A 17,100-nucleotide genomic window follows, 5' to 3' on the forward strand; every position below is an offset into this window, starting at 1 on the left:
CATCCACTTCGGCCAGATGCTGAACCGCCTTGTGCGGCGAGACGTGCAGCTTGTGGTCGTTCTCCGGGAGATAGATCAGGGTAAAATCCGGCTGCTTGCCGCTGTTGACCACTTCGATCAGGACGTCGATGGCGTACGTGTCGTTGATGCCGTACCCCTTGGCGGCAGACTGCGCCCAATTCCACACAATCGGGCGAAAGAGGGCGGGCCGGACCAGCGTGCCCAGGCTCATGATCGTGGGGCCGCTCGCTTTTTCGCGCATGCTGAAGCGGGTGACGGCATCCAGCACGGGCGGCATGTGGACCTTGTGGCGCTTGTGCCCGCGGTGGGCGATCACGTTGATCGAGCCCGAGACCAGCCCGTTTTCCTCCAGCACCTCGTGTATCGTTTTTACGTCCCGGCTGAGGTGGCGTTCGTTCAAGTCGAACAGCACGTTTTCCGCACAGTGTTCGAGGCCGAGTTTCCCAACCGAAGCGGTTCCGTTTATATAGTTGATCATCCGGTTCGTCTCCGGATCGTACCAGATCAGACCCGGTACCTTGTGCTGATCGGGGTATACGCCCGTGACAAGCGAACAATCGATCGAGGCGGTCATGGTCGGAAACACGGTCACGCAGTCCGGAATGTACTGTCCCCGCTCCATGAAAAACTTCAAACCGGGCGCTTTACCCATCGCTATGCATCGCTCCAGCACATCCGACATCATGGAGTCGATGAGGAAGAGGAGTACTTTTTTCATCCGTCTGCCTTCCTTGTCCGTTAGTGTTTGTCGCACATGTTAGTGTTTGTCTTTTCAGGTGCTCTATGCAGAGGAAAAGCCCCTGCCTTCTTCGGCAGGGGCCTCGATTCAGCGGGACGCGGCCGGTTTTGCCGCCGTGTAGACGAGCACCGGCTGGTCGTTGTTTTGCTGCAACACGAGCGTTTTGTACCGCTGCAGATACGGAGCGATCGGCACGTAATCCTGCTCCCCGACGGCGGAGTCGCCGAGCAGCCGGGAGAGTACGGCCGCCCGCACCAGCCACTGGCCGTTTTCCCGTTTGAACAGGGGATCGACAGTGGGAAACGCGATGCCGTTGATCACCGTGTCGCCGTTCTCTTCCGTCAGGCGATACGCCTGTATGTCGAGGGATCGAAGAGCTTCCACGACCTGCGCCGCGTAGTCCTCCACCGCGAGGTCCGGTTCCAGTCCGACGTGATTGACCACGGTGCGCTTGGGAGTGAAGTATTCGTGCAGCGTCAGCTTCAGGGCATCCCCGTTGGACAGCGGAATGATCTGCTGCGCGCTGCCTTTTCCGTAGGTTTTGGTTCCCACCAGCACGGCAATGCCGTGGTCGCGCAGGGCCCCGGCCACCAGTTCGGACGCGGAGGCGGTCCCTTCGTTGACGAGAATGCGGACGGGATACCCGACGTCCCGGCCGTTTCGTACCCAGGTCTCCACCTCCACGCCGTTGCGGTTGGTCGTGTACATCAGCAGGCCTTCTTCCATAAACAGGCTGGCCACGTCACGGGCGGTGGACAGGTAGCCGCCGCTGTTGTCGCGCAAATCCAGGATCAGCCCTTTCAAGGGCCGGATGCGGGAAAGCTGGTCCAGCTTGTCACGAAGCTGTACGGCCGCTTCCGATCCGAAGGTGGCCAGACTGACGTACCCAATCGCGCCGCCTTCAAACAGGTCTCCTTCCACTTCGGGCATCGTCACGGCGGCACGCTTCAGGCGGACCTGTTTTTCCCGTTTTTCCGAAGGCCGGTAGATGGTCAGAACCGCTTCGCTGTTTTCTTCCCCTCGCAGCATGGCGAATGCTTCCTCAAAGCTTTTGCCCTTGAGGGACTTGCCGTCTACCGCCAGCAGTTGATCTCCTTTCCTCAGCTCGGAAGCGGCGGCCGGCGACTGCGGCACGATGTCGCGGATCACCAGCAGCCCGTCCTGCATCCGCAGCCGGAAACCAAAACCGACAAACTGGTTTTCGACGCCCGCCTCAAACATCTGCAGGTCGTCCCGGGTGAAAAACATCGTGTGCGGGTCGTCCAGTGTGGCAAGCATCCCGTCAATCGCCCAGCGGTTCAGCGCCGTTTCATCCAGTCGTGCGGCACGCTGCCATTCCGCCAACCGCTGCTCCATCTCCGGCAGCGTGTCGTCGTCCGCCGAAGGCTTCAGCGTCAGGTGTGCTTGTCTGCCCGCCTCTTCGCTGACATGGCTGAGTGCTCCCTGTACCAACTGCTTGGCGGTGGGCTTGCTCAAATGGTTGTCCAGTACATACTGAAACACTTCCGCCGTCTCCGCAAACGGCTGCTCCTCCGCCTGCACGGGGACGGAAACGGCCGTCAGAACAGCGGCGAGCAGCCCTGTGATCATGCGCTTCATCGTGTCGCCCCCTTCACCGCTTCGTCCGGAATTCGCACGTGCACCTCATAGGGGAATGCATACGTTTCCTTGCCCGCATAGGCCACGTACTCCTGGGTGTCGTAAATCTCCTCGTAGCGCCAGACCCGCTGCACCAGCAAATCCGTGTCGCGGTCGATGTAGTACTTGGTCATGTACACGGGGATCTGCTTTACCGTACCGGCGCCAAACGAGCGGTGCTTCACCCGCTCCGCCAAAGCGGGACCGGGAATCCACTCGGTGATGACCTCGTAACGGCCGAGCGACTGCTTGTAATACCGGGCGTGCAGTGTCCGCGCCCGTTCCGCGATGCTGATATCGTCCACCCATTCGTGGAGGAACTCCGGCTCTTTGACGCTGCTTTTTTCCCAGGTCCCGCGTTCAAAATCGCGTTCGTACTGCACGTTCTTGCGGCCGTCGGTGTAGCTCTCCCACTTGTCCAGCACAAGCTGCTGCGGGGACTGGAAGATGCCGAACGTGTGGCCGATCTGATCGCGTTGGTCCACTTCCTGCGTGTACTTCAGCAAAAAGCCGCGCAGCACCGACTCCCCGTGGACGATGTAGCCGTCCTTGTTGTCCATCCGTTTGAGCGTATGCGCCAGGTCCGTGACCAGCGAAGGCTGCTGCTTCAGCACGGCAAGCTCCTGGGACAGCAGCCGGGCCAACTGCTGGACCGCTTCTGTCGCCTCGGAGATGTCCGGACTGGCCAGCCACGTCTCCGCTTCATCCAAGTGGTTGGCTTCCACCAGATAGTACACCGCGTTGAGCAGCGCTTCCGGCTTTTTGTCGGCAAACGAGCGGTAACGGACCAGCGCCTCTTCCGTTTTTCCGCTTTTCGCTTCCAGCGCGGCCAGGTAAACGGCCAGCGATTGCCATTCTTCGGAACCTTGCCGCACTTTTGGTTCGTAGCTGCCCAAACGCTCCAGGACACGCCCGTACACGGCAGGGTCTTCCGCTCCCATCTGCAGCGCGATGTCATAGACGTTGGCACAGAGCAGGCGAAGCGTGTCGGGCAGGATGATCTTGTCAGCGAAATACGCGTCGATGGCGGAAAACGCCTGGTCCAGATTTTCCGAAAGCGGGGTCCCCGGGTCCCAGCTCAGGTAGTAGTGCACCCCGATCCGGTTGTCAAACGTGGACGCGGCCAGCCGCTTCAGGTCGGCGAACGTCTGCTCGCTGTCTTCGTGGCTGCGGATCGCTTCCACCGCATGGACAAACGTCTCTTCGTCCTTGGTCATCTGATTCGTGTACGTCGCGAACAGCGGGAACAGTTCCCGAATCTCCGGAACCGTCGGAAACTTTTGGCCGTTGTAATCGAGCAGCGGCAGCAGCAGGTCCCCCTGCATGGATGCGAGCAGTCGGTCGGCCACGACGGCCGCTTCCCCCCGCTTCAGCTTCTCCTCCGGCCGGCCGTCCATCCACCCCGCTGCGGTGATGTTCTGCCAGGCCTGCTCCCCGTCCGCGCACATTGCGTACATCTGCAGCAGTTTGGCCGCTTCCTCGCGGGTGATGGGCTGGTCGGGATGCAGTTCCTTTCCGGGAAACACCTGCTGAATCGCCCCGGGACCGTACAGGCGCTCCAGCAAAACGGAGACGCGCAGGATCGGATCGTACATCCAGGTCAGCCGGTCCACGTCCGCGTATGGCAGATACGGCTCGTCAAACCCTTCTCCCTGGCCGTACTCCTCGTGTTCGGACAAAAAGGTGAGCGGGTACAGATGAAGCTGCCCCTGCTCGTACAGCCGATCCACCAGGACGAGAAACTCGGCCCGGGTCATCTCCCGTTCCGGATAAAAGCGGTCGATGCCGGCGCCCGCCGTAAACAATCCGGCCTTCACCCCGCGGATGATCGCCGCTTTGGCCCAGTGTTTGCCGATGTCCCCATACGGGACGACCCCTTCGCTGGCGCGGGCGGTAACGGGGGCGAAGAGCCCAGAGACGAGCAGCCCGCACGCCATGATTTGGATTGTCTTTCGCACAAAAATCCCCCTAACGTTTTGCTCACACGCACCTTCCGCAAACCGCCCCGGCGCTCCGCCTGCGGTCAAACGCGGGCCTTCCGCCTGACGTCGGCGCGCGCGCGGCCTGCTTACACAAATTGGAACGGATCCGTGTGTACGGAGGATGCGAACACTTCCGTCTGGTAGCCGTTTGCTTTCAACTGTTCCGCCAGATAGGAAGCCAGCTTCTCTTTCATGATTTTTTCAATGTTGTGGCCGGCGTCGATGATGAAGAGTCCCTCCGCCTGCGCGTCGTGAGCGGTATGATAGCCGATATCGCCCGTCACGAACACGTCGGCTCCGCGAAAAACGGCTTTGGACACAAACGAGCTGCCGTCCCCGCCAACCACCGCCACTTTGCGCACGGTGGCGTCCAGGTCGCCGACGACGCGAACGCCCGAAAGCGAGAAACGCTCCTTGATCCGCTCCGCCAGCTCACGCAGCGTCACGGGCTGCGGCAGCTTGCCGATTCGGCCGATTCCCAGCCCGGCGCCGGACGCCTCCAGCGGAATCACGTCGTAGGCGACCTCCTCGTACGGATGGGCGGCCAGCATCGCCTTGATCACGGCCGCCTGACGGGAAGCGGGCATCACCGTCTCCAGCCGGACTTCTTCCACCCGCTCCAGCGTTCCCTGCTGACCGATGTGAGGATTGGTTCCCTCCCGCGGCAAAAACGTCCCCGTTCCCTCCACCTGGAACGAACAGTGGCTGTAGTTGCCGACCCAACCGGCTCCTGCCTCGGAAACGGCCTGAAACACTGCGTCCCGATGGGAAAGCGGGACGTAGACGACCAGTTTTTTCAACGCCTCCTGATAGCTAACGTCAAGCACCTCCACATCGCCCAGACCGATCGCTTCGGCCAGCCAGTCGTTCAGTCCGCCGGCGGCGGCATCGAGGTTGGTGTGCGCCGTGTAGACGGCGATGTCGTGCTTCAAAAGTTTCTCATAGACCCGCCCGGCCGCCAGATCCGTGCGCAAGTGCTTGAGCGGCCGGTAAATCACCGCGTGGTGGGCGACGATCAGGTCCACTTTTTCGGCGATGGCTTCGTCGACGACCTCTTCCAGCACGTCAAGGGCCACCATCACTTTTTTTACCTGCTTCTGCAGCGTCCCGACGTGCAGACCGATCTTGTCCCCTTCCAGCGCCAGCGCTTTGGGCGCCAGCCGCTCCACGTATTGGATTACCGTTTGTCCGTGTGCAAACATGCGATCACCTCGTCTAACCATTCCAGTTCCGCTTCGATCTGCCGGGTCCGCTCCGCCGCTTCCGGCTTGCGGGACTGCTGCAGTTGGGACAGCACCCGCTGCCACTTGTCCCGCTCCTGCCGCCACTTTTTCAGGAGGATCGGCGACTTTTCCTCCCACAGGAACGGACCGATGCGCAGCAGTTCCTCCAGGCTGCGCTCCTTCCCTTCGTACGGCTTGGCCGGCTCTCCCCGCTCCGCCACGAGGATTTCGTAGATGATGCCGTCTTCTTCCAAAATGGATTCCGCCACCAACTGCCAACCGTTTTCCAGCAGCCAGCGGCGGACCAGTTCTTCTCCCACATTGGGCTGCAGGATCAAGCGCCGGACTCCCTCCAGCTTGTCAGCCCCGGCGGCGAGAATCGAGACAATCAGTTGACCGCCCATGCCGGCGATGCAGACCGCGTCCACTTCGCCCGGACGGAGGACCGACAGCCCGTCCCCCTTGCGCACCGACGCGCGGTCGCGCAGCGCCAGCGTCTGGATTTGTCGGAGAGCCGCCTGGTACGGACCTTCGTTCAGCTCTCCGGCGATCACAAACGACGCGATGCCCCGCACAAGCAAATAAGAAGCCAGTAACGCGTGGTCCGAACCGATGTCGGCGACGCGGGCTCCCTGCGGACAATAGCGGGCAATCGTCTCAAGCCGCTTGGAAATGATCAATGATGATGTCATACCTACTCTTCACCTTCCATGTCCTTTATTCTACCCTATTTGTCCAAGATTGCCCAATGCAAAAAAGCGCAAAAAACCCCGCCTTTCGTCAAGGCGGGGAATACGCACGCCAACCGCTAACAGCCGATTTCGCGGGCGATCACGTTTCGCAGGATTTCCGAAGTGCCTTCGCCGATTTCCAGCAGACGGGCGTCGCGGAAGAAGCGCTCCACCTGGTATTCGCGCATGTACCCGTAGCCGCCGTGGATCTGGATCGCCTGATGGGTGACGGCCATCGCCACTTCCGACGCGTACAGCTTCGCCATCGCCGCTTCCTTGGTGAACGGGCGGCCGTTGTCTTTCAGCCAGGCCGCCTTGTACACCATGTTGCGGGCCAATTCGATCTGCATCGCCATGTCCGCCAGCTTGTGCTGGATGGCTTGAAACTTGGAAATGGACTGACCGAACGCCGTCCGCTGCCGGGCGTACTGCAGCGCCTTGTCGTAAGCTGCCTGGGCGATGCCCACAGCCATCGCGCCGATGCCGATGCGCCCGCCGTCCAGCGTGATCAGAAATTGTTTGAAGCCCTCGCCCGGCTTTCCGAGGATGTTCTCGTCCGGCACGCGGACGTTTTCCAAAATCAGCTCCGTCGTGTTGGAGCTGTGCAGGCCCAGCTTTTCGTAGTTGGCCAGCACCGTAAAGCCGGGCGCATCTGTCGGTACGATGAACGCGGTGATGCCCCGCGAACCTTTTTCTTTCTCCGTAACGGCCGTCAACGCGAGAAATTGGGCGTACGAGGCATTGGTGATGAAGCACTTCGACCCATTGATCAGCCACTCGCCGCCGTCCCGCACGGCGGTCGTTTTCGTGCCGCCCGCGTCCGACCCGGCGTTCGGCTCCGTCAGGCCAAAGGCGCCCAGGCTCTCGCCGGAGCAGATTTTCGTCAGGTACTTCGCCTTTTGCGCTTCCGTACCAAACAGGGCGAGCGGCGCCCCGCCCAGCGAGATGTGGGCCGAATAGGTGATCCCGGTCGAACCGCACGCACGGCTCAGCTCTTCGACGACGATGGCAAAGCTGACCGTATCCGCCCCCGCACCGCCGTACTCCTCGGGAAACGGCAGCCCGAGCAGATTCAGCTCGGCCAACTGCCTAAAAATATCCACGGGAAACGCCTTGGTGCGATCCCGCTCATCCGCTCCCGGCGCCACTACTTCATCGGCGAACGAACGGATCATGCTTTTCAGCATCCGCTGTTCTTCCGTCAAGTCAAAATGCATGGTTGTCCGCCTCCTTGCAAGCGCTTTTTTACAAGATCATCAACGTGTCTTCCGTTCTGACTGAGCGTTTGTTCAGATCGTATCACCATTATACACCAGCAAACTGTCGGATGTGTATGTTTTTTCAGAAAAGTTTTTCGCCGATCTTGGCTGAAAGAAAAAAGGCGCGCTTACCGCCTGCGCGCCCCGATGACAATCCCCGCCATGAACGAGAGAATGCCCAGAATGTACCCGAGATTGTAGGTCGGAACGTTGACCACTTTGGCAAACGTCTCGACGCCGAAGAACACGGCGGTCAACACGATGAAGATCAATACCCGCCATTTGCTTTCCACATGTTTCACCTCGCACGTCGCATGTAGACCAATCGTACACCTTTCTCATCCACAGGCCAAACAGGCTCTACAGCCTGAGCCATTGAAACCAGTAGGAACGGGTCATAAAAAACAGCACGGAACTCGCGAAGACCTTGACGAACAGCAGAAGCTGGATGACGTCCTGCCGCGCCTGGGGAATGTAGAGGGACTGAATCTCCGCGCCAAACCAGATGATCATGCCGCAGACGGCCAGCACGCCTGCCCATTTCGGCTGACGGCCGTGCAGCAAAAACCCGAGCCCGGTCATCAGGCCGGCAATCGGCACCCAGTACAGCTCCGCCCGCCACCAGGCATACTCGGTCCCCACTCGCTCCAGCGTCGCCACTCCGTACACCAGGCTGAGGCCGATCAGGCCGCAGTACAGCAGATACTCATAGCCGAACAGAAACGCGCTGGCGCACCACAGCAGGCAGACAACGGCCAGGTACGCGAGCAAGAGCGGGAGCGGCCCCTCCCATTGGTTGAGGATGTAGACCCCGCCGAAAATCAGCACCAGGGACGACAACCCCAGCAAAAGATGGGGCAAAGGTGTGGCAGACCGCCGGAAAACGACTGCCAGGATATAGAAGGCGAGCGCAAAACAGGCAAAGATGGCAATTTGCATTAAGGGGGTAAAACGGTTAAAATGGAAAGCAAGTAAGATCGTTCCTGCAATCAGGCAGGCGCCCAACAGCCAGGCCAGGATCATCTTCCCCGATACGGGATGGCCGCTCCCAGACACGTACGGCCGCGTTGTTTTCGTCCCCCCCGCAGCCGCCGAACCGGATCCTGTTCCCTTCTCTCCTCCTTTGCCCACCGCAGCGGGAGTTGGCGGACGATCTCCTTCGGTGTACAGGTTCAACAAAAAGATGCAGTAATGTTCAGGCAGCAGGTTGTTGCGCCGCCAGTTTTCGATCTCGGCGATGATGATGCGTTTGCGCTGGTCGTCCAACGCGAGCCCCTCCTCACGACAGGTACTAAGGTGGAGGGCAAACAGCGGCAGCCGCCGGAAGCGTATCGTTTGCCCGATGGAAAAAGAAAAGCCTACGCCGGCTTCACGTAGGCCACTTACTACCTATATCGGTTATTCGAGGAAATCTTTTAAGCGTTTGCTGCGGCTCGGATGGCGAAGTTTGCGCAGGGCTTTCGCTTCGATCTGGCGAATCCGCTCGCGGGTCACGCCAAACACTTTCCCCACTTCTTCCAGCGTGCGGGTCCGCCCGTCATCCAAGCCAAAACGCAGGCGAAGCACGTTTTCTTCGCGATCGGTCAGCGTGTCCAGCACGTCTTCCAACTGCTCTTTCAAGAGTTCGTAAGCGGCTGCGTCAGACGGCTCCAGCGCATCCTGGTCTTCGATAAAGTCGCCCAGATGGGAGTCGTCTTCTTCCCCGATCGGCGTTTCCAGCGACACCGGCTCCTGTGCGATCTTCATGATCTCCCGCACTTTTTCCGGCGTCAGATCCATTTTTTCCGCGATCTCTTCCGGCAGCGGCTCTCGTCCCAGTTCCTGCAGCAGTTGGCGGGATACGCGGATCAGCTTGTTGATGGTTTCCACCATGTGAACCGGGATGCGGATCGTGCGCGCCTGGTCGGCGATGGCGCGGGTGATGGCCTGGCGGATCCACCAGGTCGCGTAGGTGCTGAACTTGTATCCCTTGCGGTAGTCGAATTTCTCAACGGCTTTGATCAAGCCCATGTTTCCTTCCTGAATCAAGTCGAGGAACAGCATGCCGCGGCCGACGTAACGCTTGGCGATGGACACCACCAGGCGCAGGTTGGCTTCCGCCAGACGCCGCTTTGCCTCCTCATCCCCCTGCTCGATCCGCTGCGCCAGTTTGATCTCCTCTTCGGCGGAAAGCAGAGGAACACGGCCGATTTCCTTCAGGTACATTCGTACAGGGTCGTTGATCTTAATTCCGGGCGGTACGGAGAGATCGTCGAAGTCGAACTCTTCGGTGTCCTCATCCTTCATGATCAAATCGTCCACATCGTCGTCGTCATCGCTGTCGTTGTTCAGCTCGATGCCCTGATCGCTCAGATATTCAAAGAACTCATCCATTTGGTCCGAGTCTTGTTCAAATCCGGAGAGGCGTTCCATGATTTCCTTGTACGACAGCACGCCGCGCTTTTTACCCAACTCGACCAACTGTTCCTTCACTTGTTCAATGGACGCTGCTTCCATGTCTGACGTGATGTTTTGTTTGTTCATCTACTATCCCTCCTTCCCCGGGAATGATCGGATGCTACCCTTCCTTTAAAGCATTTTCCAATTCAAGAATCTTCATCCCTATGACGGCTGCTTGAATTTCCAGTTCTCTGCGCGCTTCCTCGCTGTCCGCGGAGGAGGCTTGGAGATGCAGGCTGCGCTGTTCCTCGCGCAGACGCTCCAGCTCGGCGCGCTTCGGGTAGTGATTCACTTGCTTGATGTAGTCCCCGATCTCTTGATCAGATACGTCTTCTCTACACTCCATCATCGCCAATCCCGAGGCTAATTGCTTTAACGATTCATCTTGCAGGTAATGGATAAACTGTCCAGGGTCTTCCGGATGTCCTTCCGCGAAATAGGCGTACAGGTAGGCGGCCAGCGCGTCATGTTCATCCACCTGAAAAGAGGCGCTGCACTCCGTCTGGACGCGTTCGGCGATGTGCCGGTTTCGCATCATGTAGTACAGCAGCATACGCTCGGCCGTGTGGTAAGCGGGCGGCAGTGTTTTTGCGAGCGTAACTTTGCCATTATTTATACTATTATTCCATGCTGGCGATACTTTATCCCTGTGGCTGTTACTTTTTTGCTGTTTGTACAGCCGCCGGGCCTCCCACTTGAGCGTGTCAAGCGAAATCGCGTATTCTTCCGCCAACTGCCGCAAATACAAGTCCCGCTCTACCGGGCTGTTCAGTTCGTTGACGATCGCAAGCGCCTTCTCGATGAACTGCGCCTGATCCGTCTCATCCTGTATTACGTGGCTGGCGCGCAAATGTTTCAGGCGAAACGCGGTAACCGGCATCGCCTGCAGCAGCACCTGCTGCGAAAACGCCTCCGGGCCGTGCTGGCGGATGTAATCGTCGGGGTCCGTTCCCTGCGGCAGCGGAGCCACCCGCACGATCAGTCCGGCCTCCTGCAGCACGTGAATCGCCTTGGCCGTCGCCTCCTGGCCGGCAGCGTCTCCGTCATAGCAGAGGACGACCTGTTCCACGTTGCGGCGGATGATCCGCGCCTGCTGCTCGGTAAGCGCGGTTCCCAGTGTGGCGATGCCCTGGGGAAAACCGGCCTGCCATGCCGAGACGACATCGACGTAGCCCTCGAACAGCAGCGCCTGCTTCCGCTTTCGCATGAAAGGACGGGCCCGGTGCAGATTGAACAAGGTGGCGCTCTTGTTGAACAGCGGACTTTCCGGGCTGTTCAGGTACTTGGGCTGTTTGGCCTGCTGCCTGGACGCGGAAGCGGTATCCAGCAGCCGGCCGCCAAAGCCGATGATGTTGCCCTGCGAATCGTGGATGGGGAACATGATCCGTCCGCGAAAGCGGTCAAAGATGTTGCCCGCTTCACTTTTGGCCAAGAGTCCCGCTTCCACCATCAGGTCCAGGGAAAAGCCGCGCTTTTGCAGAAACTGTGTGACGAAATCCCACGAATCCGGCGCGAACCCGATCTGAAATTCCGCAATGGTCTGCGGCGAAAGGCCGCGCTTCGACAGATACGTCATCGCTTCCTTCCCGTAGGGCGTTTCCGTCAGGACGTAGTGGTACAGTTTGCCGACCAACTGGTGGGCCTTCAGCATCGCCTGCTTGGCCCGATTCTCCGGCGGATCGTCATCCTCCTTGCCGTGCGTCGGAGGCAGCTCAATCCCCGCGCGTTCCGCCAGCTTGTGCAGCGCTTCGGGGAAGGTCAACTGCTCCATCTTCATTAAAAAGGAAAAGACATCTCCGCCTGCCCCACAGCCAAAGCAATGAAAAAACTGTCGTTCCGCGTTGACGTTGAAGGAGGGTGTCTTTTCCGAGTGGAACGGACAAAGACCGAGGAACGCCCGCCCGCTTTTCCGGAGCTGAACGTATTCTCCCACCACGTCCACGATGTCCACAGCGGCACGGACTCGGTTCACAAAATCAGCTGAATAGGGACCAGCCATGTCTTTCCACCTTTTTAGAGAATCGCGCAATGAGGATATTTAGTTCGTCAAAATTCGTCATTTTCCTTCTTGGAAATGCACTCCTTTTCTACTTTTCCACATTTCCGCAGACTATAAACGCCGCGCCGCCGCATCCCGAGAGGAAGGACGGCTATCTCTTCTTCTACAAGAAACGCCAAAACCCTTTTTTTGCTCTACTTCTTTTCGCCGCGCAGCTTGTTTTTGCGAATCATTTCCAAGATGATGTTGGCCGTCTCTTCCACAGCCTTGTTGGAGACGTCAATCACCGGGCAGCCGATCCGCTTCATGATCCGCTGCGAATAGGCCAGTTCTTCGTTGATCCGTTCCAGATTGGCGTAGTTAGCCTGCGCAGTCAGGCCCAGGGCCTTCAGGCGCTCGGTGCGGATGCTGTTCAACTGCTCGGGGTTGATGGTCAGCCCGATACAGCGCTCCGGCGGGAGTTGGAACAGTTCCTCCGGCGGTTCCACTTCCGGCACGAGCGGCACGTTGGCCACCTTCAGCCGTTTGTTGGCCAGGTACATAGAGAGCGGCGTTTTCGACGTGCGGGAGACGCCGATCAGCACCACGTCAGCGCGCAGGAGCCCGCGCGGGTCGCGGCCGTCGTCGTACTTGACGGCAAACTCGATGGCGTCCACCTTGCGGAAATACTCCTCGTCCAGGCGACGAACCAGACCCGGTTTGCCAATCGGCGGTTCGTGGAGCATCTCCTGCAGGGTGTTCATCAGCGGCCCCATCACGTCGACGACAGGAATGGCGTGTCGGGCGGCCTGCTCCACGATGTACGACTTCAGTTCGGGCACCACCAACGTAAAAACGATCATCGCTTTCGATTCCTTGGCCGAAGCGATGATTTCGTCGATGGATTCCTTGTCTTCTATATAGGGGTACTTGTGCACGTCGATCGCGAAACGGTCAAATTGGCTGGCCACTGCGCGGACGACCAGCTCGGCGGTTTCGCCGATGGAATCAGAGACGACATAGATGAGCTGTGCTTGTTGAGCCATGTGTATCGCTTCTCCTCCTAGACTTTCGATTCGCTGCCCAATTCCACAAACGCCTTGGCGATCGTCGTCTTCGTCACCCTGCCCACCAGCTCGTAATTTCGGCTGTCCTCTCCCTCGGCGGGACGGACAACGGGCAGCGAGTCGATCTGAAAATCGATCAGCTTTTTGGCGGCCGTATACAGGGTGTCCTCCGGTTGACAGGTCACAATGTTCGGCATGCGGGTCATGATGATCCCGACCGGCACGTCTTCCAGCGATTTGTTGCCGAGCGAGGCGCGCAGCAGGTCCTTGCGGGAGAGAACGCCGGCCAGATAGCCTTTCTGGTTGACGACGAACAATGTGCCTACGTCTTCCAGAAACAGTGTCACGATCGCGTCGTAGGCGGAAGCCGATTCGGAAACAACGATGGGCATCGCCTTGTAGTCGTTGACGAGAAGCTTGTGAAGCCGTTCACTTATGACCGAGCCGGCAGGTCTGCCTGCATAAAAATAACCGACACGAGGTCTGGCTTCTAAATAACCTGACATCGTAAGGATCGACAGGTCGGGGCGCAGCGTAGCCCGGGTCAGGTTGAGCCGCTCCGCGATCTGCTCGCCGGTAATCGGTCCTTCATCCTTTACGATCTGTAAGATCTGCTCTTGTCGTTTGGTAAGCTCGATGACCAATCACCCCGGTTCATGTCTGGTACCTATCCCTAGTATTACTCTATTCGCGTGGATTTTCCTTCTTTCCGCGGGAAAAAAGCTCGCCCCCGCCGGGCAGGCGGAGGCGTGTGGAGCCAGTCATCAGGCGAAAACCAGTTTGGAAAAATCAGCATATGCGCCGATCAGGCGGGAGATGCCGAGCAAGAGCGCCAGCCGGTTGCGGCGGACGGCCTGATCGTCCGCCATGACCATGACGGCGTCGAAAAACGATTGGATGGGCTCGCGCAACTGGGACAGCGTCGACAGCACCGCAGCCTGATCGTCGAGGCCCTCCACCTGCTCCCGCACGGACAGATACGCCTTGTACAAGGCGCGCTCCGCGTCCTCGGTAAAGACGGCTTCGTCGATCGCGTCGTCCTCCGCTTTCTGCGCCAGGTTGCCGGCCCGGTTGAACTGTTCCACGGTCAGCTTGAAGTCGTCCGCCTGCACCGCCGCCATCAGCGCTTTCGCTTTGGCCAGCACGTCCGGCACCAGCGCGATGTCAGCCGACAGCACGGCGTCGATCACATCGTAACGGATCTGTTCTTCCTGCAGCGCATTTTTCAGACGAAGCGCGAAGAAATCGGCCAGGTCTTTCTTCACCTCATCCCTGTCGCGCTTGGTTACGCCCTGAGCGGCATAGATGTCCAGCGCGGCGTCCCACAAGCGGTCCAGCGGCAGCTTCCAGCCGCGGTCGAGCAGGATCGCCACGATCCCCGCCGCCATCCGGCGCAGTCCGTACGGGTCCTGCGAGCCGGTGGGGACGATGCCGATGGAGAAGCAGCCGACAATCGTGTCCAGCTTGTCCGCGATGCTGACAGCCGCTCCTTCGGCAGACTGCGGCAGTTGGTCGCCGGCAAAACGGGGCAGGTAGTGTTCGAAGACACCCCGGGCCACCGCTTCGCTCTCGCCGGCCTTGCGGGCGTAATCCTCGCCCATGATGCCCTGCAGTTCGGGGAATTCGCCCACCATGTTGGTCACCAGGTCAAACTTGGCAATCTCGGCGATGCGGTCCACGCGGGCAGCTTCCGCTTCGCCCAGCTCCAGCCGTCCGGCGATGCGGCCTGCGAGGTCGCGAACCCGGCGCACCTTGTCCCCGATCGTCCCCAGTTCTTCGTGGAAGACGATCGTCTCCAGCCGCTTCAGGCAGCTTTCAATCGACAGCTTTTGATCCTCCTCGTAGAAGAAACGGGCGTCGGACAGGCGGGCGCGCAGCACTTTTTCGTTTCCTTTGGCCACGTTGTCCAGCGCGCGGCTGTCGCCGTTGCGGACGGTGACGAAGTGGTTGAGCAGGTGGCCGTTCTCATCCTCCACCGGGAAGTAGCGCTGGTGCTCGCGCATGGAGGTGACCAGCACCTCGCGCGGAATGGACAGGAACGCTTCGTCAAACGTGCCGTACAGCGCGGTCGGATACTCGACCAGATGGACCACTTCGTCCAGCAGGCCCTCGTCCATCGGGATGCGCCAGCCGTTTTCCCGCTCCATGCGGCGAATCTGCTCGACGATGGAACGGCGCCGCTCGTCCGGGTCGACGATGACGTACTGTTCCGCCAGCTTGGCCGCGTACTCGCCCGGCTGGGTCAGCGTCACCTCCTGACTGCCGAGGAAGCGGTGGCCGCGCGTCACGCGTCCCGCCTTTACGCCGGCGATCTCCATCTCGATCACGTCTTCGCCGAAGAGCGCCACCAGCCAGCGGATCGGGCGCACGTACTTCAGCTCATACGCGCCCCAGCGCATGTTTTTCGGGAACGTCATGCCGGCGATCACATCGGCCAGCGCGGGCAGCAGTTCCCTGGTCTCTTTCCCGGCTTCCGACTTGCGGGCAAACACGTACTCGACGCCGTTCACGTCCTTGAAGTAGAGCTGGTCGACGTCGACGCCGTTGCTGCGGGCAAAGCCCTGCGCCGCCTTGGTCCAGTTGCCGGACTCGTCCTGGGCGATTTTGCGGGCGGGCCCTTTCGCTTCGTCGTTGCGGTCCGGCTGTTTTTCCGCCAGTCCGCTCACATGAACGGCAAAGCGGCGCGGGGTCTCGTACGAAACGACCGCGTCGTAGGGAATCCGTTCCGCCGCCAGCCATTTTTCCACCTTTTCCTTCAACTGCGCGGCCGCTCCGGCGACGAAGCGGGCCGGCATTTCTTCCGTACCGATCTCCAGCAACAAGTCGCGCTTACTCATCTGCGTTCACTCCTTCCTCACGGCTGGACGCGCTTTTGTGCGCGGCCGGCTCCTCGCTCGATTGGCCTTTTTTCAGCAAGGGGAAGCCGAGCCGTTCGCGCTCCGCCAGATAGGTTTGGGCCACTTCGCGGGACAGGTTGCGGACGCGGGCGATGTAGCCGGTCCTCTCCGTCACGCTGATCGCCCCCCGCGCATCCAGCAGATTGAACGTGTGGGAGCACTTCAGCACGTAGTCGTAGGCCGGAAACACCAGGCGCTCTTTCATCAGGCGCTTTGCTTCCGCCTCGTAGGTGTTGTACAGGTTGAACAGCATGTCCACGTCGGACAGCTCAAACGTGTATTTGGAATGCTCGTATTCCGGCTGCAGGAAAACGTCGCCGTAGGTGTAGCCGTTGACCCACTCCAGTTCGAAGACGTTTTCCTTCTCCTGGATGTAGGAAGCGAGGCGCTCCAGGCCGTAGGTGATCTCCACCGCCACCGGTTTGCATTCCAGTCCGCCCACCTGTTGGAAGTAGGTGAACTGGGTGATTTCCATGCCGTCCAGCCACACTTCCCAGCCCAGGCCCCAGGCGCCGAGTCCCGGGTGCTCCCAGTTGTCCTCGACAAAGCGGATGTCGTGTTCCAGCGGATCAATGCCCAGTTCGCGCAGGCTGTCCAGGTAGATTTCCTGGAAGTTGTCCGGCGACGGTTTCATGATCACCTGGAACTGATGGTGCTGGTACAAGCGGTTGGGATTCTCCCCGTAACGGCCGTCGGCGGGACGGCGGGACGGCTCCACGTAGGCCACATTCCACGGCTCCGGCCCAATCGCGCGGAGAAACGTCATCGGGTTGAGCGTGCCGGCCCCTTTTTCCACGTCGTACGGCTGCACAATCAGGCAGTTTTGTTTTGCCCAAAAGTTCTGCAGCGTCAAGATGATGTCTTGAAAGGTCTTTTTCATGGTTCGTTCCACCTCCTGAAGGTAACAAAGCTCCAAGCGAAGCCTGCGCAGCGCGGTTGGGTGTTTGCGAACGCCCATGCGCCATATCTAGTCCTGTTGGAAAGGACGCTGGTCCTGCCGAATCAGGAAGCGGCTCCGAAAAGCCACTCCTCGCTGATTCAGCAAAAAAACCTCCCGCCGCCTACACCGTGTCTTCCACAGTGTAGGGACGAGAGGATTTCCCGCGGTTCCACCCTACTTGACGAA

Annotated in this window: 14 protein-coding genes (1 of these 14 only partly in view); all 14 read right to left on the reverse strand. The window is 59.7% G+C overall.

What is annotated here, in order from left to right; genetic code table 11:
- Positions 1–739, reverse strand: partial view of an alkaline phosphatase family protein gene (locus A6764_RS15380; RefSeq protein ID WP_065068233.1) — the 5' portion only. The gene continues 743 nt to the left of window position 1, outside the view; the window shows 739 of its 1,482 coding nt (coding positions 1–739); its start codon is at positions 737–739; its stop codon lies off the left edge, out of view.
- A gap of 108 nt (positions 740–847) precedes the next feature.
- Positions 848–2,359, reverse strand: a complete 1,512-nt coding sequence (locus A6764_RS15385) for a S41 family peptidase (RefSeq protein WP_065068232.1) — start codon at positions 2,357–2,359, stop codon at positions 848–850.
- Positions 2,356–4,356: an S-layer homology domain-containing protein gene (locus A6764_RS15390; protein ID WP_065068231.1), complete on the reverse strand. Its 2,001-nt coding sequence runs from the start codon at positions 4,354–4,356 to the stop codon at positions 2,356–2,358. The genes A6764_RS15385 and A6764_RS15390 overlap by 4 nt, the downstream gene beginning before the upstream one ends.
- Before the next feature lie 110 nt (positions 4,357–4,466).
- Entirely contained in the window at positions 4,467–5,582 is a 1,116-nt protein-coding gene (locus tag A6764_RS15395; RefSeq protein WP_065068230.1) for a Nif3-like dinuclear metal center hexameric protein, read from the reverse strand.
- Positions 5,558–6,295: a tRNA (adenine(22)-N(1))-methyltransferase gene (locus A6764_RS15400; protein WP_035300061.1), complete on the reverse strand. Its 738-nt coding sequence runs from the start codon at positions 6,293–6,295 to the stop codon at positions 5,558–5,560. The genes A6764_RS15395 and A6764_RS15400 overlap by 25 nt, the downstream gene beginning before the upstream one ends.
- A gap of 116 nt (positions 6,296–6,411) precedes the next feature.
- Positions 6,412–7,551: an acyl-CoA dehydrogenase gene (locus A6764_RS15405; RefSeq protein ID WP_029097283.1), complete on the reverse strand. Its 1,140-nt coding sequence runs from the start codon at positions 7,549–7,551 to the stop codon at positions 6,412–6,414.
- Positions 7,552–7,721: 170 nt separating this feature from the next.
- A complete protein-coding gene (locus tag A6764_RS15410) occupies positions 7,722–7,886 on the reverse strand; it encodes a hypothetical protein (RefSeq protein WP_162836746.1) in 165 nt (54 codons plus the stop codon).
- 67 nt (positions 7,887–7,953) lie between these two features.
- Entirely contained in the window at positions 7,954–8,859 is a 906-nt protein-coding gene (locus tag A6764_RS15415; protein WP_065068229.1) for a hypothetical protein, read from the reverse strand.
- Positions 8,860–8,991: 132 nt separating this feature from the next.
- Positions 8,992–10,116, reverse strand: coding sequence for an RNA polymerase sigma factor RpoD (gene rpoD / locus A6764_RS15420; RefSeq protein WP_029097285.1), 1,125 nt, complete (start codon positions 10,114–10,116; stop codon positions 8,992–8,994).
- A 34-nt stretch (positions 10,117–10,150) separates the two neighbouring features.
- Positions 10,151–12,031: a DNA primase gene (gene dnaG / locus A6764_RS15425; RefSeq protein WP_035300062.1), complete on the reverse strand. Its 1,881-nt coding sequence runs from the start codon at positions 12,029–12,031 to the stop codon at positions 10,151–10,153.
- Between the two features lie 194 nt (positions 12,032–12,225).
- Positions 12,226–13,056, reverse strand: coding sequence for a pyruvate, water dikinase regulatory protein (locus A6764_RS15430; RefSeq protein ID WP_029097287.1), 831 nt, complete (start codon positions 13,054–13,056; stop codon positions 12,226–12,228).
- Positions 13,057–13,073: 17 nt separating this feature from the next.
- Positions 13,074–13,721: a transcriptional regulator CcpN gene (locus A6764_RS15435; protein ID WP_035300064.1), complete on the reverse strand. Its 648-nt coding sequence runs from the start codon at positions 13,719–13,721 to the stop codon at positions 13,074–13,076.
- Positions 13,722–13,841: 120 nt separating this feature from the next.
- On the reverse strand, positions 13,842–15,914 hold the full coding sequence (glyS, locus tag A6764_RS15440; RefSeq protein WP_065068228.1) for a glycine--tRNA ligase subunit beta: 2,073 nt from the start codon (positions 15,912–15,914) through the stop codon (positions 13,842–13,844).
- A complete protein-coding gene (gene glyQ / locus A6764_RS15445) occupies positions 15,907–16,854 on the reverse strand; it encodes a glycine--tRNA ligase subunit alpha (protein WP_065068227.1) in 948 nt (315 codons plus the stop codon). The genes glyS and glyQ overlap by 8 nt, the downstream gene beginning before the upstream one ends.
- Positions 16,855–17,100: the final 246 nt, after the last annotated feature.

This window comes from Brevibacillus sp. WF146 (genome assembly GCF_001673705.2).
GTDB lineage: Bacteria > Bacillota > Bacilli > Brevibacillales > Brevibacillaceae > Brevibacillus > Brevibacillus thermoruber.